Source organism: Synechocystis sp. LKSZ1 (assembly GCF_040436315.1).
Taxonomy (GTDB): domain Bacteria; phylum Cyanobacteriota; class Cyanobacteriia; order Cyanobacteriales; family Microcystaceae; genus Synechocystis.
This window is the reverse complement of record NZ_AP031572.1, coordinates 618373-644860: the sequence shown is the minus strand read 5'-3', so window position 1 is coordinate 644860 and position 26488 is coordinate 618373. Positions and strand designations below refer to the sequence as shown.

General features: G+C 52.8%; 25 protein-coding genes. 11 read left to right on the top strand and 14 right to left on the bottom strand.

The window, feature by feature from the left end; all coding sequences use genetic code 11:
• Positions 1-2 precede the first annotated feature (2 nt).
• The 7 genes from cruG to ABXS88_RS03080 form a co-directional block, all read right to left on the bottom strand.
• Positions 3-1181: a 2'-O-glycosyltransferase CruG gene (gene cruG, locus ABXS88_RS03110; RefSeq protein ID WP_353673732.1), complete on the bottom strand. Its 1179-nt coding sequence runs from the start codon at positions 1179-1181 to the stop codon at positions 3-5.
• A 147-nt stretch (positions 1182-1328) separates the two neighbouring features.
• Entirely contained in the window at positions 1329-1658 is a 330-nt protein-coding gene (locus tag ABXS88_RS03105; RefSeq protein WP_353673731.1) for a hypothetical protein, read from the bottom strand.
• Positions 1659-1738: 80 nt separating this feature from the next.
• Entirely contained in the window at positions 1739-2059 is a 321-nt protein-coding gene (locus ABXS88_RS03100) for an SH3 domain-containing protein (protein WP_353673730.1), read from the bottom strand.
• A gap of 252 nt (positions 2060-2311) precedes the next feature.
• Positions 2312-3223, bottom strand: coding sequence for a gamma-carotene 1'-hydroxylase CruF (gene cruF, locus ABXS88_RS03095; RefSeq protein ID WP_353673729.1), 912 nt, complete (start codon positions 3221-3223; stop codon positions 2312-2314).
• 92 nt (positions 3224-3315) lie between these two features.
• Positions 3316-3978 carry an HAS-barrel domain-containing protein gene (locus tag ABXS88_RS03090; protein ID WP_353673728.1) on the bottom strand — a complete coding sequence of 221 codons (663 nt, stop codon included), beginning with the start codon at positions 3976-3978 and terminating at the stop codon, positions 3316-3318.
• A gap of 33 nt (positions 3979-4011) precedes the next feature.
• Positions 4012-4239: a hypothetical protein gene (locus tag ABXS88_RS03085; RefSeq protein ID WP_353673727.1), complete on the bottom strand. Its 228-nt coding sequence runs from the start codon at positions 4237-4239 to the stop codon at positions 4012-4014.
• Between the two features lie 224 nt (positions 4240-4463).
• The gene (locus ABXS88_RS03080) at positions 4464-4742 is read right to left on the bottom strand and encodes a helix-turn-helix transcriptional regulator (RefSeq protein ID WP_353674769.1); all 279 of its coding nucleotides are present in this window, start codon (positions 4740-4742) and stop codon (positions 4464-4466) included.
• A gap of 182 nt (positions 4743-4924) precedes the next feature.
• Between ABXS88_RS03080 and ABXS88_RS03075 the strand changes: the two genes are divergently transcribed.
• Together ABXS88_RS03075 and lipA are read left to right on the top strand one after the other, a co-directional pair.
• Positions 4925-5812, top strand: coding sequence for a sugar ABC transporter permease (locus ABXS88_RS03075; protein ID WP_353673726.1), 888 nt, complete (start codon positions 4925-4927; stop codon positions 5810-5812).
• Positions 5813-5839: 27 nt separating this feature from the next.
• Positions 5840-6739: a lipoyl synthase gene (gene lipA, locus ABXS88_RS03070; protein ID WP_353673725.1), complete on the top strand. Its 900-nt coding sequence runs from the start codon at positions 5840-5842 to the stop codon at positions 6737-6739.
• An 11-nt stretch (positions 6740-6750) separates the two neighbouring features.
• On the opposite strand, the gene ABXS88_RS03065 is transcribed toward lipA, so the two are convergent.
• Together ABXS88_RS03065 and ABXS88_RS03060 are read right to left on the bottom strand one after the other, a co-directional pair.
• Complete coding sequence (locus ABXS88_RS03065; protein ID WP_353673724.1) at positions 6751-7908, bottom strand: DUF58 domain-containing protein; 1158 nt, start codon at positions 7906-7908, stop codon at positions 6751-6753.
• A 7-nt stretch (positions 7909-7915) separates the two neighbouring features.
• Positions 7916-8419, bottom strand: coding sequence for a DNA recombination-mediator protein A (locus tag ABXS88_RS03060; protein WP_353673723.1), 504 nt, complete (start codon positions 8417-8419; stop codon positions 7916-7918).
• Positions 8420-8521: 102 nt separating this feature from the next.
• Between ABXS88_RS03060 and ABXS88_RS03055 the strand changes: the two genes are divergently transcribed.
• The 7 genes from ABXS88_RS03055 to ABXS88_RS03025 all read left to right on the top strand — a co-directional run bounded on the left by ABXS88_RS03055 (position 8522) and on the right by ABXS88_RS03025 (position 15618).
• Positions 8522-11164: a chloride channel protein gene (locus ABXS88_RS03055; RefSeq protein ID WP_353673722.1), complete on the top strand. Its 2643-nt coding sequence runs from the start codon at positions 8522-8524 to the stop codon at positions 11162-11164.
• 85 nt (positions 11165-11249) lie between these two features.
• Positions 11250-12044 carry a sirohydrochlorin chelatase gene (locus tag ABXS88_RS03050; RefSeq protein WP_353673721.1) on the top strand — a complete coding sequence of 265 codons (795 nt, stop codon included), beginning with the start codon at positions 11250-11252 and terminating at the stop codon, positions 12042-12044.
• Positions 12041-12811 (top strand): uroporphyrinogen-III C-methyltransferase, encoded by a 771-nt coding sequence (cobA, locus tag ABXS88_RS03045; RefSeq protein ID WP_353673720.1) that lies wholly within the window; start codon positions 12041-12043, stop codon positions 12809-12811. Before ABXS88_RS03050 ends, cobA begins: the two co-directional genes overlap by 4 nt.
• Positions 12812-12899: 88 nt before the next feature.
• Positions 12900-13184 carry a hypothetical protein gene (locus tag ABXS88_RS03040; RefSeq protein ID WP_353673719.1) on the top strand — a complete coding sequence of 95 codons (285 nt, stop codon included), beginning with the start codon at positions 12900-12902 and terminating at the stop codon, positions 13182-13184.
• Entirely contained in the window at positions 13181-13633 is a 453-nt protein-coding gene (locus ABXS88_RS03035; RefSeq protein ID WP_353673718.1) for a PIN domain-containing protein, read from the top strand. The genes ABXS88_RS03040 and ABXS88_RS03035 overlap by 4 nt, the downstream gene beginning before the upstream one ends.
• 135 nt (positions 13634-13768) lie before the next feature.
• Positions 13769-14563, top strand: coding sequence for a tryptophan synthase subunit alpha (gene trpA / locus ABXS88_RS03030; RefSeq protein ID WP_353673717.1), 795 nt, complete (start codon positions 13769-13771; stop codon positions 14561-14563).
• Positions 14564-14571: 8 nt separating this feature from the next.
• Positions 14572-15618 (top strand): M42 family peptidase, encoded by a 1047-nt coding sequence (locus ABXS88_RS03025; RefSeq protein WP_353673716.1) that lies wholly within the window; start codon positions 14572-14574, stop codon positions 15616-15618.
• Here ABXS88_RS03025 and ABXS88_RS03020 read toward each other — a convergent pair.
• Positions 15608-16444 (bottom strand): carbohydrate ABC transporter permease, encoded by an 837-nt coding sequence (locus tag ABXS88_RS03020; protein ID WP_353673715.1) that lies wholly within the window; start codon positions 16442-16444, stop codon positions 15608-15610. The two genes, ABXS88_RS03025 and ABXS88_RS03020, sit on opposite strands and share 11 nt — an antisense overlap.
• A gap of 175 nt (positions 16445-16619) precedes the next feature.
• Between ABXS88_RS03020 and ABXS88_RS03015 the strand changes: the two genes are divergently transcribed.
• Both ABXS88_RS03015 and gap read left to right on the top strand, forming a co-directional pair.
• Positions 16620-17627, top strand: coding sequence for a 2-hydroxyacid dehydrogenase (locus tag ABXS88_RS03015; protein WP_353673714.1), 1008 nt, complete (start codon positions 16620-16622; stop codon positions 17625-17627).
• Positions 17628-17819: 192 nt separating this feature from the next.
• A complete protein-coding gene (gene gap / locus ABXS88_RS03010) occupies positions 17820-18839 on the top strand; it encodes a type I glyceraldehyde-3-phosphate dehydrogenase (protein ID WP_353673713.1) in 1020 nt (339 codons plus the stop codon).
• Positions 18840-18997: 158 nt separating this feature from the next.
• Here gap and ABXS88_RS03005 read toward each other — a convergent pair whose 3' ends face one another.
• The 4 genes from ABXS88_RS03005 to ABXS88_RS02990 all read right to left on the bottom strand — a co-directional run bounded on the left by ABXS88_RS03005 (position 18998) and on the right by ABXS88_RS02990 (position 26465).
• Positions 18998-21643, bottom strand: coding sequence for a CHAT domain-containing tetratricopeptide repeat protein (locus ABXS88_RS03005; protein ID WP_353673712.1), 2646 nt, complete (start codon positions 21641-21643; stop codon positions 18998-19000).
• A 188-nt stretch (positions 21644-21831) separates the two neighbouring features.
• Positions 21832-22668, bottom strand: a complete 837-nt coding sequence (locus tag ABXS88_RS03000) for a nitrate ABC transporter ATP-binding protein (protein ID WP_353673711.1) — start codon at positions 22666-22668, stop codon at positions 21832-21834.
• A gap of 36 nt (positions 22669-22704) precedes the next feature.
• Positions 22705-24702, bottom strand: a complete 1998-nt coding sequence (locus tag ABXS88_RS02995) for a nitrate ABC transporter ATP-binding protein (RefSeq protein WP_353673710.1) — start codon at positions 24700-24702, stop codon at positions 22705-22707.
• Positions 24703-24734: 32 nt separating this feature from the next.
• Positions 24735-26465: an iron uptake porin gene (locus ABXS88_RS02990; RefSeq protein ID WP_353673709.1), complete on the bottom strand. Its 1731-nt coding sequence runs from the start codon at positions 26463-26465 to the stop codon at positions 24735-24737.
• Positions 26466-26488: the final 23 nt, after the last annotated feature.

The following is a 26488-nucleotide window of genomic DNA, read 5'->3' as shown; positions in this document are numbered from 1 at the left end:
ATTTAATAGGTGCGTCCGCGCCATTGCTTGGGCTGTTTTTGGGCCGAGAGAATAATTCGAATCACTGCGAGGACATCGGCAAAGGGCGATAACCAAAAGGCCCAGGCCCCCGTGGCTTCCCCAGGGGCTCGATAATAAGAGGGCCGAATCGCCACCAGGAGGGCAAAGCGAATCGCCACCAGGGCCAGATTTAGGGCCAAAGCCCCCTGCAAAGTCAAGAAATCAAAGCCCAAACCCCAGGCCAGGGCCAGGACGGGAACCAGCAAACCCGGCAGGCATTGCACCAATACCAACAGGGCCACATCTCCCCAGAGTTGGGTGGGTGTGGTGGCATCTTTGAGGTCGAGGGAACGGCCCCATTCCCGCCAGGTTTCCCCAAATCCTTCGTACATACGAACGCGAATCACCTTGGCCCCGTCAAAAAAGCCAACCCGAAAACCCTGTTGGGCCGCGTAGCGAGCGAGGGTCACGTCATCACAAAAGGAACGGGCGGCTGATTGATAACCCCCTAATTTTTCTAGAACGGCCCGGCGACAGAGAAAACATTGCCCATTGGCCATCACCCGTTCGGGGTCACTCTGGCGCACACCGGAGGAATCGAAGCGGTAGAGGAGCGTCATTAACAGGGCCGGTTGGAGCCACCATTCATCAGCGGTTTTCAGAATAAATTGTGGCGAGAGGGATAGCAGGTCATAACCATGGGTTTCGGCGGCCTGAACCACGGCGGCAACCAGTCCCGGTTGGGGTTGGGTATCGGCATCAATACCCAGAATCCATTTACTGTCCGGAGAGCTTTGTTCAAAACCATAATTTAAGGCCCAGGGCCGGCCCACCCACCCCGGCGGCAGGGGATTATCGGTCAGCAAGTGAAAACGCTGATCTTGAGCCGCCATCTGCAGAACTTTGTCACCAGTCCCGTCCTGGGAACGACTATCTACGACGAGGATTTCGCGCACAATGGTATCTTGCTGGTATAGGCCCTGGAGGCAGGGGCCAATGCGTTCCGCTTCATTCAACGTTGGTACGACAATGGAAACCTGGCCAGCCTGCTCTGGCCGAGCAATTTGTGGCTCTAGGGGCCGTTGCCGATTGGCCCCCTTCAACAGACGAGACATTAAAACCAACGTTGCAGGGCCTTGTAGGGATAGCAATAGACTACAGGCTAGGGCCAATTCCAGCATATTCAAACGTTCACCAACTAAGTTAAACCTATAGCATTGTTCACCAATGGCCGGCCTATCTCAACCCCCCAAGCAGATCGGCCCCAACAAAAATCCTTCCCCCGACAGGGAGAAGGCAGGACTGAGAATTGAAAACAAATTTAAAACTTATTCTTTAACGGTGCAAATTCCATTGGCTCCCTTCTTTCCGGTATAGCTCACTGTGACCGAATCATCCGGATTAATCGCTACTGAAATGACAATGTCAGAATTAGCTCCTTTTGGTAGCTTGGCTTCGTAGTATTTGGATTTTTTGACAATTAACTTGGTTTCCTTACCGTTAATATAAATAGGGCCCCCTTGATCGGCATGGACTTCAATTTTGCCAGGACAAGTTGCATTAAAGAGAGGAATAGCGGCAACACTCGGTAAACTTGCTAGCATCAATGCCGATGTAGACAGAACAAGGGTAGAAACAGCCGTTAATGATTTCTTCATGATTATTGCGTTATGCGGGCAATCTTAATTAAAGACAAAAATCAAAGATAGAGGTTACTTATCTTTAGATTTATTAACAATTACTCCCCGCCATCCGCAAAAATAATGAAATCACTCCGCACCCAGCCGACAGCCTTAGACTTTGTAAACTGAACCTTACACCAGTTCAAATCACTGCCTTTGGTGTCTTTGTCTTGAACACACTCAATGACTTTCACTTTATCGCCGGGAAGACCATACTGGGGGGCACTTGATTTAATGGTTGGTTGAGTCCTGACATTAATACGAGTATTAGGTGTTGCCGCTTTAAGCGTCGAAATTCCCCGTGCCAAGACCGGCATACTCGCAAACATTAGCGTCACAGTACTGAGCAATAATGTTAGGTTTCGTTTTATTGACATGACATAGAGCCTTAATGGATTGACGTGTTCTTTGAAAATTGGGTATGACTTAAGGCTAAAACATCGGTCTAAATCTGTAGTCGAACGGGCATTCTACTTAACTTCTTTTAATGTAATGGGAACTCATTGGAATACCGTTAATCGTTGGTAGAGTTCCCACGGTTAACCAATTAAATGGATGTGATGACGATTAGAAGTAGGGTTCAGAAAGTCCGTTGTTAGAAGCCGTGTACCACTATCATCAACTACGCATTATTTAATCGTAGCCAGATCCGTTTTGTCGCGTTCAATCACTGACCGTAGGCGAGACACTGCCGTTGACCGAGATTCCGGTAAGGCCCGACGGTAGAAATACAGGGCCGGAGCAACCCCCAGGATCAGTCCCAACCCAATGGGGGGATAGATGCTCGCGCCTAAACTCATCACCGTCGCAAAGGCAAAGTTACTGAGGTAAATAGCAAGGGGTAAGCCGGGCTGTTCTTCGGGAAGGTTGAGGGGCTTCGCCCGCCAGAGGAGAGTCGCAACGGTCATAAAGACAGCACCAGTACCAAACCAGCCCGCAAAGTTTTGGTAAGGCATCCCAAAAAAGGCCCCTGGCACATCCCAGACCCAGAAAGGCATCGTCGTTTGACTCATGGCCGGGTCTAGCACAAAATCCCAGGACATCAGCAGGAGAGCACCGAGGATAATGGCCGTGAATTCCTGGAGCCAAACCGCTAGTTGGCTATTTTTCAGGCCCATGCGGACGAGGAGGTAAGCACTTAGGCCCAGATAAAACCAAGAGAGGGGAATGGTAAAAGGAACTAGTCCCGCAATTTTGTACCCTAGGCCGGAGAGGTAACGATAGTGGCCAAAGGGAAAACCTGTACTTGTACCCAGGAGTTCGGCACTGAGGGATAGGCCAATCGCCGGAATCATAAACCCCAGCCAATGCCACAGGCCCAAGGTCCGAAAGGCATAGACCGCTACGGCAGCTGTCCCCAATAGCATATACATCACACCGCCCCCCGCCATTGACCAAGCAAAGGCTGTCTTGCCAATGTCTGGAAGGTTGGCAATAAATTCAGGATGGGGCAAGACCAACAAAAGGCCCGCCAGCCCAAAGCCCATGGAGGCGATATGAGCTATCAGGAGCAAACGTTCAATACGCATTAATTTATTCATTCCGCCTTTCTAGAAACCATCATCATAGATTATTCTACAGTTTACAAATCTTTACCAAGAAAGCCTAGAATTGTGTCCCTCAATTTTCTGGCCTAGAGATGAACTTGGCTGAGAATGTAGCGTAGGCGGTCATAGTCATCCTTGAGGAGTAGGCTGAGGTGGCGGCCGACATTGACCAGCCAGCGATGGTCTCCTTTGCGCAGGCCATAAACCCCCCGAACCGTCGCTGCAACCAGGGCATCCACGGGGGCCTCCTTGACTTCCAGTAAAATTCGTAGAAAATCGGGCTTCTCGCTGAAGTGGATTACCTCCTCGGGTGCGCACTGATAAACCGCTTGGTGGATCTGGGGTGGACAGGGCGGCAAATAATGATAAATGCTCCCGCGATGATGGCCGTTGTTCGATGCCGGGGCCTGTTCAAAGCCCACCAAGGTCGCATAGAACTCCGTTTTGAGCATGGCAAAAATTTGGGGTTGCTGTTCCCGCAATTCTGCTAGGGATAGTCCCATGGCCCTGGCCCGGTGGACGGAATCGATCGGAGCAGTGGTGACGTGACTGACAATGCCAAAAATAAGATTTTGGGACTCCTCATCCCTGGCCTGCACCCAACTGCCAAAGGGCGGCATGGCCGGAAAACTCAGGTCTTCCGGTTCCAGACACTGGGCCAAAAACCCGGTACTGCTCGTTTCGATTACCTCTGCAATATGCTGGGGTGGCCGTTCTTCAATGACAAATTGGGGCAGGGGCAGGCGCATGGGCAAGGGATTGTCTTAGGCGTTGGACACAGTTTATACCGTTACCAAGTAGATTTTGTATTCATCTTCACTAACTTCGACAATTTCCATCACCTGGACGAGAATGGGATGAGACTGATGGGGGAGCACGATCTGGATGTGCTCTTCAACCGTGGGATACTGACTTTGCACAGTGGCTTCCGATTTTAGATAGTAGCCGTCTAAAAAATAGTCGGTTATGTAGCTTTTATTGAGCAGATTAGCCGATAAGTTTGCAGTCATTTCAAGTCCCTCCTAGCCAATATAACGATTCAGGACGGGCCCTTGGCATTGTGCAAAAAAGCAAATTACTCCTTCAACCACTATTCTTAAAGGGTTAGACTCAATTCTGCCATAACCCCCCTAGACAAGCCCTTTGCCAGTCCCTACTTCTATTGTCACGGCTCTAAAAGGCCCTGTCAGGCGCTGTTGGCTATTTTGTTGCAAAGCTTTATGGTTCAAGGAAATTAATTATCTTCATTCGGAAGGGAAGGATGGGGAAGGACACAACAATTGACCTCATTGAGACAGACTTTGCCCCACTGCAGGGCCCAGCGCACCAGTTCGACCCGATTGTCGGTTTTCGTTTTCGTTAAAATGTTGCTGATATGATTGTCTACTGTCCGCTTGCTAATTTCCAAATGCTGGGAGATTTCGAGATTGGTGAGGCCTGTTGCTACCAAATCTAGGATTTCAAGCTCTCGATCTGATAATGTTGCCGGAAATTCAGACTTGCCCGCCAGCATGAGTATTTTTCCCCTGGTATTTTTACTTATCGCGTCTTCCATTGTAGGAGAAGATGCCGGGGATTTTGAGGGATTTTCGTCAGGGCCGAAAAGAAGAAGCGTTGTCAGCGGCCCTATGCGAACATTAGCCGGAAGATCAGTCATGATTGAGCTACTGATGCCCGTTCAGGTTTTTCGTTGTTATGCCATCCCTACCCCGTCTGAATGGAGTTGTTCTGCTCCTGCCGGCCCTGTTCCTCCTCGGCTTGGTTTTTATCTATCCCATTGCCTGGGCCTTAGGCCTCAGCTTTTTTCGTCAAAACCTAGCGACGCAACTATCACCCCTCTTTACTGGTCTGGCCAACTGGGAGCGCCTGCTGGGGGATGGCCGATTTTGGCAAAGTCTTAGTAATACCTTTATTTTTTCTAGCATCAGTGTTGGTCTGGAATTGCTCCTAGGATTAGGTATCGCTTTACTACTCAATCAAAACTTTAGGGGTCGGGGCCTAGTGCGGACGGTGGCGATCTTACCCTGGGCCCTGCCCACTGCCATTATGGGCCTGGCTTGGGCTTGGATTTTTAATGACCAGTACGGGATTGTCAATGATCTCTTGCAGCGCTTACATCTCCGGGAAACCGGCCTGACTTGGCTGGGGGAACCCCATTTGGCCATGGCGGCTCTGATTGTGGCTGATGTGTGGAAAACCACGCCCTTCATGGCCATTATTTTATTGGCTGGATTACAGGCCATCCCCCAGGATCTCTACGAGGCCTATGCCTTGGATGGCGCTCGGGCCTGGCAGTCTTTTTGGCGATTAACGTTGCCCCTGCTCCGCCCTCAAATTTTTCTGGCCCTACTGTTTCGGTTTGCCCAGGCCTTTGGGGTGTTTGATCTGATTCAAGTGATGACGGGGGGAGGGCCCGCCGGTAGTACGGAGACCATTTCTGTCTATATCTATGCCACGGTCATGCGCTACCTTGATTTTGGCTATGGAGCCACCCTTGTCACGGCGACCTTTCTATTACTCATCGGGATTGTTGCTACCATGGTTGGGTTGATAGGCCTGCGTAACCGCCCCAGCAAAGCTTAATTTTTCCTCTTGTTTTTGTCACCATCGATGACCTTGTCTTCTTCTCCGACCGCCCGAGCCCATGAGGCCCTGCCATCTTGGCTTAAGCGAGCCCCTGGCAAGGCCAGTGAGTTATCTACGGTACAAAAAATTATTAAACAGCGTCAAATTCATACTATCTGTGAAGAGGGCCGTTGTCCGAACCGAGGCGAATGCTATGCCCAAAAGACGGCAACTTTTCTGCTCATGGGGCCAGTTTGCACCCGTGCCTGTGCCTTTTGCCAAGTAGATAAGGGCCAGGCCCCGATGGCCCTAGACCCGGAAGAACCCCAGAAAATAGCTGAAGCGGTTCATTTGCTAGGCCTTCAGTACGTCGTCTTGACCTCCGTGGCGCGGGATGATTTAGCCGATGGGGGAGCTAGTTGGTTTGTACGGATTATTGAGCGGATTCGCCGGGATAATCCCCTGACCCAAATTGAGGTGTTAACGCCAGACTTTTGGGGCGGCCCTGGCCGAGAACAGAGCCAACGGGAGCGGGTTTTAACCGTCGCCCAGGCCCGGCCAGTTTGCTATAACCACAATCTAGAAACCGTGGAACGTCTCCAGAGCCAAGTGCGGAGGGGGGCCAAGTACCAGCGCTCCCTCCGGGTGTTGGCTTGGGTGAAACAGGCCTATCCAGAAATCGCCACAAAATCCGGCCTGATGCTGGGCCATGGGGAAACAGAAGCCGAAATTATCCAGGCCCTGAGGGATTTACGCCAAGTAGGCTGTGACCGTCTAACTCTGGGCCAATACCTCCAACCATCCCTGGCCCATTTACCGGTGCAAAAATATTGGACTCCGACAGAATTTGAGCAATTGGGCCACCAGGCCGAGCAAATGGGTTTTCGCCATGTCCGCTCTGGCCCTTTGGTGCGGAGCTCCTACCATGCAGGGGAAGATTCCTAGCCCGCGGGTTGTCACAGCGGCCTTGGTAGAGGCTGTTGTAATTGTTGGGTTAAGTTTTCGTCCGGATCAACGATGAGGCCACGGTGGGAGAGGCCAGGGGGAAGTTGGGCCTGGGAGGATGGCCGGAACCAGAGCCAACGACTATAACCCGAAAGTTGCCCTAAGCTATCCGTATTACCGGTTAGCCACAGTAAGGGAATACGCTGAGGTAGCGGCGTCTGGGCTGGTTCTGAGAATTGAACAGCGGCCAGAGTTTCTAAAACGGCCTGATTTCCTGCTACGAGGCCCGTCCCTGCCGTCCAGAGCTTGACATTAAATTGAGCCCGCTGGGCGTAGAAGTAAAGAGAAGCTGCCGCAATCACGGCCTGCTCGAAACGGTCGGCCGCCCAATCGGCCCCACTATCCAGGGTAATGACGATATCCTGCCCGCCAGTCACCACCTCCAATTCCCGTACCTGAAAAATGTCTAGACGAGCACTACTCCGCCAATGGATCAAACGGGTGGAATCGCCGTAGCGATAGGGCCGCAAAGTCTTAGTAACCCCCTCCGAGGCCGCTTGGTAACGCCGTTGACTCTGCCATTGGGGATTTTCTTCTTGACCGATGACATCGATCAGGGGGCATTGCCGTAGGGGTAGTACTTGGGGATAGACCACCGCTTTTCCCGATAAGGGCCGACGGCGCCGACACCAAAAGAGGCCAAGGGGAGCGCCGGTGCGGAGTTCTAGTCCTTGCCAGCGGTAAATCCCCCGCTGGGAGGTGGGTTGATAGTAACTCCAACGATGAATGGATTGGGGCGGGATTGCTTCAATGGCCTGGCCTTGGGGCCGGCCCAGGGCCGGAGGCAACAGATCCCACGCTTGTAGAAGGGTCTTGGCCTGGCCGCTATGGTTGCGGATCAAAACCGTAATGGTCAGATCCTCGCCGGCACTCACAGGAGCAATGGGTAGTCGTTCAACCGCCAGTCGTTTGAGCACTTGGGGGGGAAACCAGGCCCCGAGAAAAAGAAGCGCGATGATGAGCCCGCTGAGGACGTAGAGCCAACCGGCCATGGTATTGGTGGCCGCCCCAAAAAAGCAGAGGGTCAAGAATAGTAGTAGCCAGCCTGCATAGGCGGGAGTCACCCAGCGTCGTTCCAGCCAATCCGTTGGAGAAACGGGCAGTTTCACGGCTTTCCTAGTCGAAATAGAAGAGTGTCACCAGCTTCCGCTGTTCTTCCGCTTCTTGGCAGGTTTGCATGAGGGTGTGGCTTTCGTGGAACGCAAAACAAATGAGCTGTTGGCACCGGGAAATGATTTCGCGGTTGCAGAGGGCGCTAGCTTCCCCGAGGGAAAGATGGTCATTTTCTGGACTTTCCACCAGATGAATCACTTGTTGCAATTGCTCTTGGGACTCACGGGGTTGGCGGTCTAGGCTCTGGGGTAAAATAACGGTGAGCAAATTGGGATCAGCCCGCATGGCTCCCTTGATGGCGGCGGCATTGGTGCCCGTAGCGCCGGAGGTTAATAAACGGTTTCCCCCCAACACCAGCGCGTAGCTCATCATTTCAATGAGTTGCTGATGGGTGATTGGAACATGGCGAGAACCCAATAGGGCAATGCGTTTAGAACCGGTTTGCTGGATAGCGGCTAGTTCTTGCGCTAAGGTATCAAGGGTAGGAATATTAACAACTTGATTCAAAGACGCTCTCTTCTGGCTGAATGACCGCTTGTTATTGTAGCAAACCCAGGCTTTCCCGTCATGTTCTTCTGTTCCTGGCTCTTACCGATTGCGTGATTGGCCATGGCGCTTAGGGCAACGCTTAAGTCATGGCGACAATGGTTTAAAACCCAACATTACGGCCGTAATGCTACCGATAGTCGCTACGCCATTTTAGAAGCATGTTTAATTGGGTTCTGCTCGGCCCTAGCGGCCCTGGTGATCAAACATGGGATCAATTGGTTGGGTTCCGGGCGGATCTACTTGAGTGAGCATTACGGGGCCTGGGCTATTCTTCCCCTCGTGGGATTATTGTTCGGGGGCCTGGCGGGTTGGCTGATTGAACAAACCTGTCCTCCTGCGGCTGGTGGTGGCATTCCCCAGGTTAAGGCGGCCTTGGCCCGTTATCCCATTCCCCTTTCTTGGCAAGTGGCCCTGGTCAAAAGTCTAGGCACGATTTTTGTCTTAGGGGCCGGTATTCCCTTGGGCCGTCGGGCCCCCACGGTTCACATTGGAGCGGCCCTGGCTGCGGAACTAAGTCGTTGGCTGCCCACCTCGCCGGAGCATCGCCGTCAAATGATTGCCGCAGGCGCCGCTGCCGGTCTAGCGGCAGGCTTCACCACACCCATTGCCGGGGTTTTATTTGTGGTGGAAGAGTTGATGCGGGATGTGTCGGGCTTGACCCTAGAAACCTCTATTGTGGCCTCCTTTGTGGGGGCCGTGACGTCTCTACTTTTGCAAACAACGGCCGTTACCCCGGCGTTAACCCTTGCGCCCCCCCTGACCGTCGGCTTTTCGGCACCGGCCCTGCCCTTTTATCTACTGTTAGGGGCCTTGGCGGGCATTCTGGGGGCCTGGCTGAATCGGGGCATTCTCGCTCTGCAAAAATGGCAACGCCAACGCCAATTATCCTTGATATGGCGCATTGGGAGCATTGGCCTCATTTCTGGCCTAGCCATGGCCGCGATGCCCCCCTTCTTTCGAGATAATGCCGGTCTTCGGGATTTTGTGATTACGGGAGAATTAGGCTGGCAAAATATTCTCCTGGCCCTGGCGGTACATTTTTTGTTAGCTATGCTGGCCTATAGCGCCGATACTCCCGGCGGACTGTTTGCCCCAGCCCTGGTGATGGGAGCGGCCTTGGGCTATCTGGTGGGAGACTTGGGTCGATTTTGGTTGGGGCCAGGCCTGGAGAGTACCTTTGCCTTAGCAGGCATGGGGGCCTTTTTTACGAGTGTGGTGCGGGTACCGGTGACAGCCATCATCATTGTGTTTGAGTTGACCCGCAACTTTAACGCCGTTCTGCCGCTCATGATCTGCTGTGCAGTCTCTTACCTCGTGGCCGAAAGTCTGTTTCCACGCTCCTTGTATGAACATTTGCTAGAGGCCAAGGGGATTTATCTCGCGGAAGACCAACCCCAGCGTGATTTTTTGCTGACCATGACGGCGGCCCAGGTTATGCAAACCCAGGTAGAAAGCCTGGCTAGTCACCTCACCCTGGCGGAAGTCTTACCGATTATGTCCCAGTCCCACCATCGCGGTTTTCCTGTCGTAGAACGGGGTCGATTGGTCGGTGTTTTTACCCAAACCGACCTGGCCAATGCCAGTCAACACTCTAATCAGACAAGTTTGGCGGAATTAATGACCCCCAACCCGATTACCGTCACGCCGGATACTCCCTTGAGTGATGTGCTGTACCTCCTCAATCGCTACCAGTTATCCCGCTTACCCGTGGTAGAAGGGTATAAGTTGGTTGGTATTATTACTCGTACTGACATCATTCGAGAAGAAGTGAGCCAATTAGGGGGCCAAGGGCCAGTGCAAAGCCATCCTGCCTACATTGCCTACCAAACTCGGGCCCCCCACCTTGGGGAAGGTCGTATTCTTCTGCCCTTGAATAATCCCCAAACGGCCACGGCCCTATTCCAGATTGCCGGGGCCATTGCTCAGACCCACAACTACGAAATTGATTGTCTGCAGGTGGTGAAAACCCCAAAAACGGTCCATCCCTCGGAGTACCGCGCCTCGACCCAGGCCGCCCGCAAACTTCTCCAGCGCATGGAACGCCTGGGCCGTCATCAGCAACAGTTAGTCCATACCCATATCCGTCTGGCCCACAGTGTCACCGAGGCCATTTTAGACACCGTTCGAGAACAAAAGATTGACTTGCTGATCATGGGATGGCAGGGCACAGAACAGAGCGAAAGCAATATTTTGGGCAGTGTGATGACGAGCATTATTGAAAAAGCCCCCTGTGATTTGTTGCTGGTTAAACTCGGCCCTGGCCCCCAGACCTATCCCCACAGTCTTCTGCACCGAGCTTCCTGGCTAATTCCGGTGGCGGGAGGCCCCAATATTCAACGGGCCCTGCATTACCTCCCCGGCCTGTTGAGCCTCTATCCCCGTCCAGACAATCCTGAGATTTTGCTCTCCAAGGTGTACCTGCCCCACAATACCGAAGCCTACGACCCCTTTCAAGACCTGAAAACCCAGGCCCTAGCCCTGGAAGAGCAAATAAGCCAGCCCGTTGTCCCAATTCCCGTCTGTGCTAAATCCGTGACCGATGCACTCCTTAGTTTGGCCGAGGCCCGTCACTGTGATGCCATTCTGTTGGGGGCCAGTCGAGAGGGCCTGTTGCAGACAGTTTTGCATGGAAATATTCCCGCTTTAATTGCGAGTCAGACCGAAAGTACCGTGCTGGTTTTCCGAGAATCCCCTAGCCTCTAGGTCCATTCCGCCAATCCCGATACATTGCTGGCCCCCAAAATTCGCTAGGATAGCCTTGAAACTTAATGTTTTCTTAATAAAAACCTTGAATCCTGCCTACTTACTGGTTGCCCACGGTAGTCGAGACCCTCGTTCCCAGGTGGCCCTAACTCGCCTAGGGTATCAAGTCAGTCAATGTCTAGAGTCCCTCTCGCCAGTGCGGCCAGTTCTCTCTGGCTATAAACCCACGATGGAGACAGGGCCAACGCTCACTCTGCTACCGCCCCAGCCGCCAGACTACGCCTATCCGGTACAAACCGCTACCCTTGAAGGTCATCCCCAACCCCTGCATCAACAAATCATGGCCCTTGTCCAGGCCTTAAACTGCACTACTCTCCGGTTACTGCCCCTCTTTCTCCAGGCCGGTGTCCATGTCCAGGAAGACTTGCCCAGGGAAATTGCCTTGGCCCAGGCTGCCTTGGGTTCTGTTTGTGACTTTGATTGTCTGCCCTACCTCGGCCACGACACATTCCTAGAATCGTTACTGCGTCAAGCCGGTGAGCGATATCCCCAGGCCCAGCCGATCCTGTTGGCCCACGGTAGTCGGCGAGCAGATGGTAATCTGGCCCCCCAACAACGGGCCCAGGCCCTCCAGGCCAAAGTAGCCTATTGGAGTCTGGCCCCCAACCTGACCACGGTGGTGGAAGCTTCTATACAAAACGGTAGCGAGGAAGTTTTGATCCTCCCCTACTTTCTCTTTTCTGGGGGCATCACCGACCAATTAGCGTCTCAGGTCGCCCATCTGCAGCACCAGTACCCCCAGGTTCGTTTCCACTTGGGTAATCCCCTGGCCCATCATCCTCACTTTGCTTTTTTGCTGGCCCAACTACTACACCTATGACCCCAAGCCCTGCTGTTCTCGGTAAAGTCTATTTAGTCGGGGCTGGCCCAGGCGATCCGGGCCTCTTCACCCTCAAGGGAAAAAGCCTCCTCGAACACGCCGACGTGGTGATTTACGATGCCCTGGTTAGTGCGCCGATTTTGGCCATGATTAACCCCCAGGCTGAACAGATCAACGCGGGTAAGCGACGGGGACGCCATTCTAAAGCCCAAGCGGAAACCACCCAACTGTTGATCGAAAAAGCCCAGACCCATGCCATTGTCGTCCGTCTCAAGGGAGGAGACCCCTTTGTCTTTGGCCGAGGTGGGGAAGAAATGGCCGACCTCGAAGCAGCGGGGATTCCTGTAGAAGTCGTACCTGGTATTACCGCAGGTATTGCGGCTCCAGCCTACGCTGGAATTCCCATTACCCACCGTGATTATGGTTCTTCGGTAACCTTCGTGACGGGCCATGAGGCCGCCGGCAAGTATCGGCCCCAAGTTAATTGGCCGGCCATTGCCCAAGGCTCTGAAACTATCGTCATCTACATGGGCCTTCATAATCTGCCCCAGATCATTCCGCAATTGCTGGCAGGGGGCCTGGCCCCTGATACTCCAATTGCCCTGATTCGCTGGGGGACTCGGCCGGAGCAGGCAGAATTGGTGGGAACTTTAGAGACGATTAGGACTCAGATCGAAGTCAACGGTTTTGAAGCACCGGCCATTGCCGTAGTTGGCTGGATCGTCTCCCTCAAGGGCCAACGGCAGGCCCTGCTCTCCCGACTATGACAGGAAACTTAGGGCGATCAAAGGAGGCTATCCAGTAATCTCCTCGCCTTGTCCGGCTAGAATTAGGATGCTTGTCCAGCCGAAACCTATGACGCTAACCCTAAACCTTCCACCGGAATTAGAGCAATATCTCTTCCAGGAGGCCCAGCAACAAGGGCTTTCAGTGGAAGCTGTGACCCTAAAACTTTTGCACAACTCTATTCTGCTAAGGCAAAAGCAATCCGACGCAGTTAATCTGATTCAGTCCTGGATCGATGATGAAGATATTGAGGAACAGCAAGAAACTGGCCAATACCTCGTGCGTGCCTTAGATGAGGATCGGTTGTCTAAACGTAAGCTGTTCCCAATCGAATTAAAAGGTATAACTTGGTGAACCGAGTCATTCTATTGGACGCAGGCCCCCTTGGTCTGATTACGAATCCAAAACTCTCTCCTGAAAGTATCGCTTGTGCCCAATGGCTCCAAAATCACCTCACAGGGGAGAACCGCGTTATTATTCCAGAGATTGCAGACTATGAACTTCGGCGTGAGTTACTGCGGGCAAAGAAGGATAAAGGTGTGGCTCGTCTTGATAATTTAACAAAGTTTCTAGAGTATTTGCCGATTACAACTACGTCCATGCGTCATGCGGCACAACTTTGGGCCCAAGCTCGTCAGCAAGGGCAACCAACAGCAGGGGATAAAACAATCGATGCGGACATGATTTTGGTAGCTCAGGCAAGGACTCTGGCTATTCCAGATCTTGTTGTTGCAACCACTAATATAGGTCATTTGTCTAGGTTTATAGAAGCTGAGTTGTGGCAAAATATTGCTCCAATCTGAGTTGATTTGAGCAACGAACAGCATCATTTAAGTTTTTCTCAAGGCATCTCTTTATCATGCAACGCTAAATCTGTTTGGGAGTTTGCCGGATTATGGCAGAATGTGTAGGGTTCTGACCTAACAATAGACTTGCCCATGACTGCGGTTTCAGCTTGTTTTGATGCGCTTCGCCAACGGGGAGAGTGCGCCCTCATTCCCTTTATTACCGCCGGAGACCCGGATCTCGAAACAACGGCCCAGGCATTGCGCTTACTCGACCAAGCTGGGGCTGATCTGATTGAATTGGGTGTTCCCTACTCCGACCCCCTGGCCGATGGCCCTGTGATTCAGGCCGCCGCTACTCGGGCTTTGCAAAAGGGTGTCACCCTAGAACAGGTGTTGGCTGTAGTGGAAACGGTGCAGGCCGATTTAACGGCTCCGATTATTCTCTTCACCTACTACAACCCGATTTTCCATCGGGGTATTGAAGCTTTTCTACAACGGATTAAAGCGGCGGGGGTTGCGGGCCTGGTGGTTCCCGATCTGCCCTTGGAAGAAGCCGATAACCTATTGCGGCCCTGTCAAGCCTTGGGGATCGATTTGATTTTGTTGATTGCCCCGACGAGTCCCGCTGAACGAATCCAAGCCATTGCCGCCCAGTCCCAGGGGTTTATTTATCTGGTGAGTGTCACTGGGGTTACGGGGATGCGGGCCCAGGTAGCTACGCGAGTGGAAGACCTCTTGGGCCTGATTCGTCAAACAACGGATAAACCCGTTGGCGTTGGTTTTGGTATTTCCCAACCGGAACAGGCCCAGCAGGTTAAGGCCTGGGGCGCGGATGCGGTGATTGTCGGTAGTGCCTTTGTCAAGCGCTTAGCGGAAGGAACCCCGGCAGAGGGACTGGCTTCGATGACGAATTTCTGTCGTCAACTCAAGGCAGCTCTGTGGTAATCCTGGCCATGGCAAATAATGCTTACGATTCCCTCTTTGAAATCATCCAGGCCCTGGTGCTTTGTCATTCCCCCAGCGGCCAAGAACAGGAAATTGACCAGGAATTGAGCCGACGGTTCCAGGCCCTGGGCCTAGACTACTGGCAGGATCCGGCGGGCAATCTAATTGTCAAAATTCCTGGCCAGGATAGCCAACGGAACATTGCCATTACGGCCCATAAAGATGAAATTGGCATGATCGTCAAGGCCATTGAGCCGAGCGGCCGACTCCAAATTCGTCGGCTGGGGGGCAGTTTTCCCTGGGTGTACGGTGAGGGCGTGGTGGATATCCTGGGGGATGAGCAGACCCTCTCCGGCATTCTGTCCTTTGGCTCTCGCCATGTCTCCCATGAATCGCCCCAGAAGGCCCAGCAGGAGGAGAGTCCCCTACGCTGGGAAGATGCCTGGGTCGAGACCCTTTGTACCCCTGAAGAATTGGCCCAGGCCGGCGTTCGTCCCGGTAGTCGAGTGGTAATTGGAAAACACCGCAAACAACCCCTGCGTCTCAAGGATTACGTCGCCAGCTATACCCTCGACAATAAGGCCTCCTTGGCGATCCTTTTAGGCCTCGCTCAATCCCTTCGTAATCCCTGGGCCAACGTCTATTTGGTGGCTTCAGCCAAGGAGGAAATCGGGGCCTTGGGGGCCCTGTACTTTACGCAAAAACAATCCCTTGAGGCCCTGATCGCCCTAGAAATTTGTCCCCTCTCGACGGAATATCCCCTCCAACTTGGCCCTGATCCTGTCCTGCTCTCCCAGGATGGCTACGGCCTCTACGATGAGGGTCTGAACCAGGAATTGCGCCAGGCCGCCCAGGCCATTGACATCCTCCTCCAGTTAGCGGTGATCAGTGGCTTTGGTAGTGATGCCTCCATCGCTATGAAATTTGGCCATGTGGCCAGGGCCGCTTGCCTCAGTTTCCCAACCCAAAATACCCACGGCTACGAAATTGCTTCCCTCGCCGCCATTACCAACTGTACAGAACTATTAAGGCAATACCTCTCCGTCAGCCCTTAATGGCTCCTGCCGTCAGGCCTTGGACGATGCGCCGCTGGAAAAATAGCACCAGTAGTACCAGGGGAAAGGTCGCTAATACTGTCGCCGCCGCCATGGGGCCGTAGGGAATTTCAAAAATACTGGAGCCGGCAATGGCCGCCGTAGCTACGGGAATGGTTTTCATCGTTTCCCGCGTCATAAAGGTCAGGGCCAGCAGGTATTCATTCCAAGCAAAAATAAAACTCAGAATGCCCGTTGTCACCAGGGCCGGTAAGGTCAGAGGCAGAACGATATACCAGAGCAAGGACATCGTCCGATAACCATCCAGACGAGCCGCCTCTTCAATTTCGATGGGAAGCTGACGGAAAAAACTACGTAAGACGAGAATAGCTAAGGGTAAATTGATAGCGGTATAGGGAATAATCAGCGCCAAATAGTTATTGCCCAAACCCAACCCTTTCACCAGTTCTAACAGGCCTAAAAATAGAAAAATGTAGGGAAAGAGAATCACCATGGAAATGGCCCCCAACAGCAGATTCTGGCCCTGAAATCGAAACCGGGCCAAGCCGTAGGCCGCTGGTGCTCCCAGTCCCAGACTCAGCAGAGTAGAAACAATGGCAATCAAACTACTGTTAAATAAATAGGCCCCGATTGGCCGTCGATTAAATAGACTTTGGTAATGCTCTAGGGTCCATTGCGTTGGCCAATACACCGTTGGAATGGCCGCAATCTCAGCATTGGTTTTGACCGAGGTCAAAAATTGCCAAATAATCGGCGTTAAAGCAAACAGCATTAAAGCCAGGATCAGTAGGCCCAGCAGTAAACGTTGGGGGAGTTTGGCATCCATTGGTTAAGGCCCTGCGGTGACGTATCGCTGTTATCCACCAGATTAAGGTATCTTGACTTCCCTCTTCCAAGATTAGGATAGGGCCGGACAGACCGAAACGAGGGACAACCTTTCAGAGAGGATTCTAGAGAGAGCAGGGTTCACTAGAATGGGGAGGCCTCTACCGGATACCGCCATGCAAGTCGCCTTTTTTAGCACCAAACCCTACGACCGCCTGTTTTTTGATGCCGCTAACCAGGCCCAAACGCCTCCCCACGATTTAGTTTATTTTGAAACCCGCTTAACCCCCCAGACGGCCACTCTAGCCCACGGCTTTCCAGCGATTTGCGCCTTCGTCAATGATGAACTGAACCATGCCACCCTGCAATTGCTTGCCAAGGGCGGGACGAAGCTGATTGCCCTGCGCTCGGCGGGTTTTAATCATGTTGACCTGGCTACCGCTAGGGATTTAGGGCTGCAAGTGGTGAGGGTTCCGGCCTATTCTCCCTATTCCGTGGCGGAGCATGCGGTGGGGCTGATTCTGATGCTAAATCGTAAGCTGTATCGGGCCTACAATCGCGTGCGGGACGATAACTTTACCCTGGATGGCCTACTGGGGTTTGACCTGAATGGATGTACCGTCGGCGTGATCGGCACTGGTAAGATTGGCCTGATTTTTGCTCGGATTATAGCGGGTTTTGGCTGTCGGTTGCTGGGCTATGATGCCTATCCAAGCAAGGATTTTGAGGCCCTGGGGGATGCCCGCTACGTTTCCCTGCCGGAACTCTATGCCCAAGCCGATATTATTTCCCTCCATTGTCCCTTAACGCCCGAAACCCATTACTTGATTAACGCCCAGGCCATTGCCCAGATGAAAGCGGGCGTGATGCTAATCAACACGAGTCGCGGGCACTTGATAGACACGGAAGCCGCGATTGCAGGGATCAAGTCGGGCCAAATTGGCTACCTGGGCCTCGATGTTTATGAACAGGAAGACGAAATTTTCTTTGAAGACTGGTCGCAAGAAATTATTCTAGATGATACCTTTCAACTCCTTCAGTCCTTTCCCAATGTGGTGATCACGGCCCACCAGGCCTTTTTCACCCGCAACGCCCTCACCAGTATTGCAGAAGTGACCCTAGCCAATTTGAGGGAATTTGAACAAAATCATCCCTTACAAAATCAGGTACAACTGCCGGAATAGCTACTCTGGCTAGATTAATGTTGCTTTTTTCCGGTGGCTTGTCCAGGCCAGAGGGCCAACTCTTCCAACTTTTTTCAACTTATCCCCGCCAGGATTGGGCTATGGTTGAGGGCAAGTCGAAGGCGGAATGTAACTGCAACGCGCCTAGACCCTGGACTGAATCTTTCTGCATTGCCCCTAGGAGCATTTCCCATGTTAAAAATTGGCATTAATGGCTTTGGCCGCATCGGTCGTTTAGTGGCCCGCATTGCCATGACCCATCCCGAGGTTGAGTTGGTGGGCATTAATGACCTGGTTTCGGCGGATAATTTGGCCTATCTCTTCAAGTACGACTCTACCCATGGCCTCTACCCCGGTTCGGTGACAGCCCAGGACGACAGCATTGTTATCGATGGCCGAAAAATTCCCTGTCTGGCCAATCGTGACCCTAGCCAACTACCCTGGGGGGCCTTGGGAGCCGATTATGTGGTGGAATCCACCGGCCGCTTTACCACCTTTGCCACCGCCGAAAGCCATCTCCAGGCCGGGGCCAAACGGGTGATTATTTCAGCCCCCAGTAAAGACCCCGATAAAATCCCCACCTTCGTCGTCGGTGTTAATCATCACAGCTTCAATCCCAGCACGGACTTGATTGTCTCCAATGCCAGTTGTACGACGAATTGCCTGGCCCCAGTCGCTAAAGTCTTAGATGATAACTTTGGCATTGCTGAGGGCCTGATGACGACGGTTCATGCCATGACGGCTACCCAACCCACCGTTGATGGTCCCAGTCAAAAAGACCTGCGAGGCGGGCGGGGGGCGGCCCAAAATATCATTCCTGCTTCTACTGGGGCCGCTAAGGCCGTTAGCCTGGTTCTACCCCATCTCAAGGGCAAATTAACCGGTATGGCCTTCCGGGTGCCCACACCCGATGTGTCTGTGGTCGATCTGACGGTGAAAACCGAAAAAGCCACTAGCTATGCCGAAATTTGTGCCGCGATGAAGGCCGCCGCTGAGGGCGACTTGGCTGGAATTTTAGGCTATACCGATGAGCCGGTAGTTTCCATGGACTTTCGTACCGATGCCCGCTCCAGTATTTTTGATGCCGGGGCCGGGATTGGGCTGAACGACCACTTCTTTAAAGTAGTAGCCTGGTACGACAACGAATGGGGTTATTCCTGCCGTGTCATTGACTTGATGTTAGCCATGGCCCAGAAAGACGGCTTGGTCTAATACCCATCTTTCACACTAGGGCTACAGATTTTTACCCCTCCGCCGATGGCACCTCCCCTTCGCAAGGGGAGGACGGGTGGGGTCAGTTATGTCGTCGGGCTTCAGAGGCTTGGTCTAGGAAATTCCCCCAACGAGAACCAAGACGATAGCGGCTGGATTCAATTTTTCCACTCCCCTTGGAGGGTGAATCCAGCCCAGTAGTAGGGGGAGGCAAATTGGGGATTTTGCTTCAAGGCCTGTTGGGCCTGCTGTAACGCTCTGGCTGGGGACAACTTTTGATCCAGCAGCCCTTGGTAAAATTGCGTCATCAATAAAGCTGTGGCCTGATCATCTACACTCCAGAGACTAACTACAACCCTGGCGGCACCCGCATACATAAACCCCCGTGTTAAACCAATCAGGCCCTCACCACGCACTTCCTGGCCGAGGCCTGTCTCACAGGCGCTCAAGACTACTAATTCCGCTGGCAGTTGTAGATTAAAAATATCGTAGAGTCGCAAAAAGCCATTAATAGATTGGCCTTCAGGATTAAATAGGGAGAGCACTAGGCCGGATAGTTGGGGGTTTTCGCTATTAAGCAGGCCATGGGTAGCGAAGTGCAAATAACGGTACTGGCTCACTTGTTGGCTAATTAGGCGACTCCGATTGGCCGCAAAACCCAATTCCGGTAAGTTCGGCTGGCCAGGTAACAGGGCCAAGATCTGCCGAGCTTCAGTCTGGGTGTAGGGTAAGCGGTTAAACAAAACCCCCGAATCCCTGGCTGACCGGGCGAGATCGGGCGAGAGGGCCAGGGAAATCGCGGCCCCCGTATTGCGCAGACGTTCATCCTCCGGGCTAAAGACAGGATCAGCAAAAATGGCTAAACCGAGGGGGGCCGGGGTACGACGGGCTAAGTCTTGACGAAGTTGGCCGAGAACGGAGGCGGAGGGCAGAGAAACAAACTCGTACTGATCCACCAAGGAACGGGGGGCGACATCCGGCGTGGCCCCACTGCTGATCAGCGCTCCAAAGGGGAGGTATTGTAAGGCCCCATCAGCCACAATGACTAAGCGACGATGACTCGGTTGGAACGGTAGCACCTGCTGCCGGAGGTACTGGCCCTGTTCTAAGGCCAAATAGCGGCGGAGGCGTTGGGTCGGTTGCAAAAAACTATCCCGGAAGGTCTTAACGCTCTGGGCGATCTCGGCGGCTGAAGGTAGCTCGTAGCTCTGGAGGGAACGGTTGGTAATCACCCAGAGATAACTGCGTTGGGGGCCCAGGGCGTATTCCAGCAGAGCCGTGTCGGGTTCCAATAAGGCTTGAATTTCTTTTAAAGAAAGGGTTTTGGGTTGGGTTAGCTCCCCGTAGCGGGGGCTGGCTAAACGAATACTGGCCAATACCTGACGATACTGTTCCAGGGTCGTTTGAATCTCCGTATCCAGGGCCACCTGTTTTTCCGGTTGGTACTGGTTACCGATAAAAAGCTGGAGGCGTTGTTCCTCTAAGTGGTCAAGATGTTGCTGGAGGGCCGTTTTCTGAGCCAGTAGTTCGGGGGGAATCCCCGTGGTGAGTTGTCCTGGGGTCGTGGCCAGGAGCTCGAGGAGAGAGCGGGCCTTGGCTCGTTCACTGGCCGCTAAGGCCTGGGCATCCCAAGCATGATTCGGCTGTTGACGATGCAATTGCATCAAGAGATCAATGTAGAGCTGGTAATAGTCCTGCTTGGAAGCGAGGAAGGCGGTTCTCAGGTCTTGATTGCGGAGGTTGCTCCTCAGGTCTTCAATAATAGTCAGGCCCTGTTCAATCTGCTCTAGGGCTAGTTTGAGGTTTCCTTTTTTTTGTTCGAGTACCGCCAGACTGTAGCGAGAAATGGCTTCTTTGGGCCGGTCGCCGATGCGTTGGCGTAGAGCCAGGGCCTGTTGGTAATAGTCCTGGGCGGAGTCGAGGCGATTTTGGCGAAAGTAGGTGTAGCCCAAATTATTGAGAGTACTAGCTTCACCGGGACGGTCTCCCATCGCTTGCCAATGTTGCAGGGCCTGTTGATAACTGCGTTGGGCCAGGGGCAGTTGGTTTTGTTGGACGTAGAGAAAAGCCAAATTATTTAAACTGGCTGCTTTACCCCGTTTGATTTCTAGGCTGGCCCGGTCGCCCCACTGCTGGAGCAACGCATCCCATTGGCCATTGGCCCGCAACGTTAGACGAAAGGCCCGGTCAATCTGCCCCGACTCCAGGGCCACCTGGGCTAAGTTTTGGTCAATGGTGGCAGTCAGGGCCAAGTTCCCCAACTTTTCAGCAATGGCTAGGGCCTGTTCGTAGGCCTGCTGGGCTGGCACCCAATCCCCCAGGTTGAAATAAACCAGTGCCGTTTCGTTGAGGGCCGAGACTTCCCCGGTGCGAAAACCCAGTTCCTGCCATAGTTGTCGGGAATGCTGCAACGTCTCCAAAGCAGTCTGATAATTGCCGAGGCGGGACTGTAGGCGAGCCATTGCCGTTAGGGTGGAGGCTTCCGTGTGGCGGTCTCCTTCAGCCTGGGTCAAGTTAAGCAAGCGTTGATAACAGTCCAAAGCCGCCGGGTACTGCCCCAGGTTGTCATACAGTAAACACAAAAAATTGCGGGTGACGATTTCCTGGTTGCGATTATTTTGCTGTTGCCACAGGGCCAGCGCCTTTTCCCAGGCCTGTTGGGCAAGGTAAAGATCGGCCAAGCGACCCTGCTGATAAGCCTGCAGACCCTGGCTAAAGTAGGTCTGGGCCGTGGCCGCTGGCGTGGGGGCCACTGGCATCGGGGCCTGGGCCTGAAGAAATGGCAAGAAGATCGGCAACAACATACGCTACAAAGGAAACCCTTCTCTCTAGTTGTAGCTCAAGCCTGCCAGGCCCTTGGCTAATCTATATCTCCACATAAGAAAAAAGAGAAGGCCACACTTGAGGGCGACCTTCCCGCAAAAACCACAGATAAAATCGGAGCAACCACTAACCCCCCAGGATAGAGGGCCCATAGCCTGGCATGGATTTCCTAGGCCGCATCATCGTGGGCAAAACGATTGTAGAGGAAGTCGAGGGCATAGTTACGAAGCTTGTAATACTCTGGATCTTCCATAATGCGGTCACGGTCGCGGGGCCGGGAGAAGGGAATGGTCATAATTTCCCCAATCTTGGCCTGGGGGCCATTGGTCATCATCACCAGCCGATCCGCCAAAAATAGAGCCTCATCAATGTCGTGGGTGATCATCAATACCGTACAACGATGGTCATTCCAGATTTTCAGCAGTTCTTCCTGAAGTTCTTCCTTGGTGATGGCATCGAGGGCCCCAAAGGGTTCATCCAGGATCAGCACTTGAGGACGAATCGCTAACGCCCGTGCAATGGAAACCCGCTGTTTCATCCCCCCGGAAATTTGAGGCGGTTTTTTGTCCATGGCCTCGGTCAGGCCCACCATCGCTAAGTGGTCTTTGGCAATGGCCCTTTTTTCTGCCTCGGACTTATTTGGATGGACGGAATCAACCGCCAGATAGACATTTTCCAGGGCCGTTAGCCAAGGCAGAAGCGCATAGTTTTGAAACACCACCATACGATCCGGGCCAGGCTGGGTGATGGCCTTGCCCTGGAGACGAACGGAGCCGTCGGTGGGGGTGGCAAAGCCAGAAACCATATTCAGGAGCGTCGATTTACCACAACCGGAGTGGCCAATTACACAGATGAATTCTCCTTCATCAACCTTAAGGTTGACATCTTCTAGAACAGTGTAGGGCCCCCGAGGCGTGGGATAAACCTTGGAGACATTTTCAATTAGCAGGAAAGGCTCAGATGTCATGGAATTAGAGGTAGCCGTGGGCAAATTAAGGGTTTGCATAGTCAGATCAGCAAAAACAGAGAAACCAACAAAGAACTAAGCAGTTACCAAGCGCGGGGCCTGGAGATGCACTTCCGCCATGGTGAAATTGCGATGAATCTCTAAATGGGTGAGGTAGTCGATGGGGTCTTCAGCATTGAAGGGAATGCCATCAAAGAGCACGATGGGTTGACGTTGGTAATTCACGTCTAAACTGAGTTCCCTGGCCGCTGTACTAAATACACCAACCCGACAAACCCGTTCTAAAATCTCGACCCAATTACGGGGGAAGGGAATTTCTCCCCAGCGGGCCATCTGGGTCATCATCCACAGGTGTTCTGTCCGACTGGGACGGTTGACATTGGCCCCGGCAAAGAGATGGTGGGCATACTCCACCGGCCGCTCCAAGCTACAGGTGACTTGATTGGGGTCGCCCAGGTGAATATAGTCAATACTGGTGCTTAAATACTCCCGCGCCGCCAGCATTTCCCGGATTTCCAGCTCGTTGGCTGGGTCAGCACAGTAATGACAGGCCTCCAGCAGGGCCTTAACCAAAGCCACGTGGGTATTGGGATAGGTCAGGGCCCAATCTTCCCGAACCCCCAGCACTTTCCCCGGATGGCCCGGCCAAATTTCTAGATCGGTGGCAATGGTAAAGCCGACGCCTTCCATGGCCGCCCGTAGATTCCAGGGTTCCCCCACACAATAGCCGTCAATGCTACCGGCCTTGAGGTCAGCTACCATTTGGGCCGGAGGAATGGTTTTAAGGTTGACATCCCGGTCGGGGTCAATGCCATGGCCCGCTAACCAGTAGCGCAACAGCAGATTGTGCATAGAGGAAGGGTGCACCATCCCGAGGGTATGGGGGTTGCCGTCGGAGGCTAATAGACATTGTTTAAAATCCGCCGCTGTATAAACCCCCTGGTCGTACAGTTTGCGGCCGAGGGTAATGCCATTACCGTTACGGGTCATGGTTAGGGCCGTTACGATGGGCAGGGGTTGCTCTTGGTAACCCCCGGCGGTTAACCAGGTGGGCATGCCGGCGGGCATTTGGGCCCCGTCTAGGTAGCCCCCGGAAATGCCGTCCACAATGCCACGCCAACTGGTTTCCCGTACCAAACTCACTTCATCCAGGCCGTGCTTAGCAAAAAAGCCTTTTTCTTTAGCCACTACCAGGGGCGCACAAGCCGTGAGGGGGACAAAACCAATCTCTAAATTGACCTTTTCTAGACCATGGCGAGCAATTGTGGTGACTTTTTTGGCCCGTAGTTTTTTAATCCGTTTCTGTTGGTTTAGGAAATAAATAATCTCACTGCGAAGACTGTAGTAACTAGGGTGATTAACGACTTCCATCCGTTTACGGGGCCGGGGAATATCCACGTCTAAAATGCCCCCAATCACCGAACCAGGCCCATTGGTTAGCATCACAATCCGGTCAGACAGCAACACCGCTTCATCTACATCATGGGTGACCATGATCGAGGTGATCTGATACTGTTCACAGATCCGCATTAACTGCTCTTGCAAATTGCCTCGGGTCAAGGCATCCAGGGCCCCAAAGGGTTCGTCGAGCAGTAGTAATTTGGGGCGAATCGCCAGGGCCCTGGCAATGGCTACCCGTTGTTTCATCCCCCCCGATAGTTCTTTCGGTAATTTATCGACCGCGTGGCGCAGTCCAACGAGGTCAATGTGGTCTTCGATCAGTTGGGTCTTTTCCGTTGGGGAGGCCCCCTTCATCACTTCTTCAACGGCCAGGGCGATATTTTGCCGCACACTTAACCAGGGCAAGAGGGAATAGTTTTGAAAAATCACCATCTTGTCGGGGCCAGGATTTTTCACCTGTTGGCCGGCCAGAGTGACAATGCCTTCACTGGGTAGATCTAGACCGGCAATCATATTCAGCAGGGTTGACTTGCCACAGCCCGAGTGACCAATCAGGGAAACAAATTCTCCCTTTCTAATTTCCAAATTAATCCCTTTTAGGGCCAGGTATTCACCACCATTGGCAAGGGGAAAAACTTTATCAATGTTATCAACAGCAACAAAAACGCTCATAGTAGTTCAAGAGAAAGGAACAGAAATGAAGTCTAGAAAGTGAAGGTCGTCCGCAAAGCAAAAACGCCAGTAGTACTGTTATCGGAATCGCCTTCGGGATTAAAGATGACAAAAGCACCAGGGGTAATACTGATATTGTTGTTAATCTTGTAGTTGTAAAATGCTTCAATTTGGTAAGGTGTTGCCCGATTGCCGATATTGGTAGGGGTCAACGTAGCGCCGTTCCCCGCACCGACTCGAGCCAGGGGTTGACCGAATATCAGGCCTGCAGAATTACCGTCTGCTAAAGCATTGGGGAAATACAATCCTGCCATCCAGCTTGCCAAGTTTGTAAACGCTGACCCACTATTGGCTTGATCCACCATAAAGTAGGCACCGTAGGTCGTGAAGTAAACACTCGGGCTAATGCGCCAGGTCAGGGTCGTCCCAACGGAATTGACGTTAACAGGGGTTGTGAGCGGCAAACCACCCAAGACATTGAACGCAGAGCCGGATAAGCCGGTACCGAGAATATTAATCTGGTGATAGCTGTAGGCATAATTAAAGCCAATGTCAAGGTTATCCGTCGGGTGTAGGGTAAGTTGGGTCGCTGCCACAAAACTGCCATTGAACAACCCTGCCCCAAGTGGGGTTCCAGGAAATCCCTGATTTTGAGGAATGGCGGCATTCACCGAGCCATAAAGCACCCGTAGATCCACCACTGGGTTCGGCGTATAGATGAGACCCGCCGCCGACGCCAGGCCGGTTCCGGAGGTTCCCCCAGAGACGCGAAGCACAGGGTTAATGGCAAACGCCCGCGATAGGGCCCCCTGTCCCTCACTGGCAAAGGGCACGATGGCAGGAAACGCATCAGTTACCTCGGCCTTGGGCCCGACGAAAAAGGTCAAATTATCTGCAACAGGGGTCACGTACAACAGTTTGTACAGACAGAGACTGTTATTGCCACAACTCGGTTGAAGATCTTGGGGATTAAACCCAGCAAATTGCGGTTCATAGTTGAGACTCGTCATCCCTTCCCCAAGAATTGAACCATCATTAGGAAATAGAACTTCAGCCACACTCCCTGTGCCAGTAACCAGTTGTCCGGCCTTAAAGTTATAAGCCTGCAACCCCGTGATCAGCGCATCTTTACCCGTAAAACTTGTGGTGAGGTTTAATCGTACCCGATCGTTGAACGTAAACTGAGAGTTCGAGGAGCCAGGCTCACCCCCCGATGCCCCGCTTAGAGAAAAAATGACCTCCCCAGTCAGTTTTGTTGTCGTTGAAAATTGATGATCTTCTAGGAAAGATGTACGAGCTTCTAGGTTATCAACCCTCGTTCCTAAGGCCGCCAATTCAGCCTGGAAGTCCTCTGCTAAACGCTTGAGGGTATCGATATCTTGTCGGAGCACGGCCACATTTTCTTGCAGTAGACGTTCCATGGTATTCATGCAAGCGTTGAGCCCAGCAGCAAACTCCCAGCGGCTCAAGGCACGATTGCCTCGAAAGGTCTTGTCTGGATAACCAACAATACAGCCATAGCGTTCGACCAAGCTTTTGAGGGCTTCGTAGGCCCAATCATTGGGAGCGACATCTCGGAGTTCTGAAACCGACGTCACCTGATCCATCGCTGAAGTGGGAAGTGCCGATAAATCTGGCCCTGACTTATCTAGGGACAACGGAGAGACACCAGTTTCGTCTTGAGCGATGACGACCGGGCTGTACCCTACCAGCAAACTGCCTGCCAGTGTACTTGCTAACCAAAGGAACCAAGAATTTTTCATGATAGAATCTGACCCAATAAGTG

What these genes read in the sequence shown, in the direction of transcription:
- ABXS88_RS03080 (WP_353674769.1), bottom strand. Translation starts at nt 4,742, where the DNA reads ATGCTGGCGGGCAAGTCTGAATTTCCGGCAACATTATCAGATCGAGAG.
- ABXS88_RS03100 (WP_353673730.1), bottom strand. Translation starts at nt 2,059, where the DNA reads ATGTCAATAAAACGAAACCTAACATTATTGCTCAGTACTGTGACGCTA.
- ABXS88_RS02995 (WP_353673710.1), bottom strand. Translation starts at nt 24,702, where the DNA reads ATGAGCGTTTTTGTTGCTGTTGATAACATTGATAAAGTTTTTCCCCTT.
- cruF (WP_353673729.1), bottom strand. Translation starts at nt 3,223, where the DNA reads ATGAATAAATTAATGCGTATTGAACGTTTGCTCCTGATAGCTCATATC.
- lipA (WP_353673725.1), top strand. Translation starts at nt 5,840, where the DNA reads ATGACCTTGTCTTCTTCTCCGACCGCCCGAGCCCATGAGGCCCTGCCA.
- ABXS88_RS03020 (WP_353673715.1), bottom strand. Translation starts at nt 16,444, where the DNA reads ATGGATGCCAAACTCCCCCAACGTTTACTGCTGGGCCTACTGATCCTG.
- ABXS88_RS03025 (WP_353673716.1), top strand. Translation starts at nt 14,572, where the DNA reads ATGGCAAATAATGCTTACGATTCCCTCTTTGAAATCATCCAGGCCCTG.
- ABXS88_RS03075 (WP_353673726.1), top strand. Translation starts at nt 4,925, where the DNA reads ATGCCATCCCTACCCCGTCTGAATGGAGTTGTTCTGCTCCTGCCGGCC.
- ABXS88_RS03005 (WP_353673712.1), bottom strand. Translation starts at nt 21,643, where the DNA reads ATGTTGTTGCCGATCTTCTTGCCATTTCTTCAGGCCCAGGCCCCGATG.
- ABXS88_RS02990 (WP_353673709.1), bottom strand. Translation starts at nt 26,465, where the DNA reads ATGAAAAATTCTTGGTTCCTTTGGTTAGCAAGTACACTGGCAGGCAGT.
- cruG (WP_353673732.1), bottom strand. Translation starts at nt 1,181, where the DNA reads ATGCTGGAATTGGCCCTAGCCTGTAGTCTATTGCTATCCCTACAAGGC.
- ABXS88_RS03090 (WP_353673728.1), bottom strand. Translation starts at nt 3,978, where the DNA reads ATGCGCCTGCCCCTGCCCCAATTTGTCATTGAAGAACGGCCACCCCAG.
- ABXS88_RS03105 (WP_353673731.1), bottom strand. Translation starts at nt 1,658, where the DNA reads ATGAAGAAATCATTAACGGCTGTTTCTACCCTTGTTCTGTCTACATCG.
- cobA (WP_353673720.1), top strand. Translation starts at nt 12,041, where the DNA reads ATGACCCCAAGCCCTGCTGTTCTCGGTAAAGTCTATTTAGTCGGGGCT.
- ABXS88_RS03055 (WP_353673722.1), top strand. Translation starts at nt 8,522, where the DNA reads ATGGCGCTTAGGGCAACGCTTAAGTCATGGCGACAATGGTTTAAAACC.
- ABXS88_RS03015 (WP_353673714.1), top strand. Translation starts at nt 16,620, where the DNA reads ATGCAAGTCGCCTTTTTTAGCACCAAACCCTACGACCGCCTGTTTTTT.
- ABXS88_RS03040 (WP_353673719.1), top strand. Translation starts at nt 12,900, where the DNA reads ATGACGCTAACCCTAAACCTTCCACCGGAATTAGAGCAATATCTCTTC.
- gap (WP_353673713.1), top strand. Translation starts at nt 17,820, where the DNA reads ATGTTAAAAATTGGCATTAATGGCTTTGGCCGCATCGGTCGTTTAGTG.
- ABXS88_RS03000 (WP_353673711.1), bottom strand. Translation starts at nt 22,668, where the DNA reads ATGCAAACCCTTAATTTGCCCACGGCTACCTCTAATTCCATGACATCT.
- ABXS88_RS03085 (WP_353673727.1), bottom strand. Translation starts at nt 4,239, where the DNA reads ATGACTGCAAACTTATCGGCTAATCTGCTCAATAAAAGCTACATAACC.
- trpA (WP_353673717.1), top strand. Translation starts at nt 13,769, where the DNA reads ATGACTGCGGTTTCAGCTTGTTTTGATGCGCTTCGCCAACGGGGAGAG.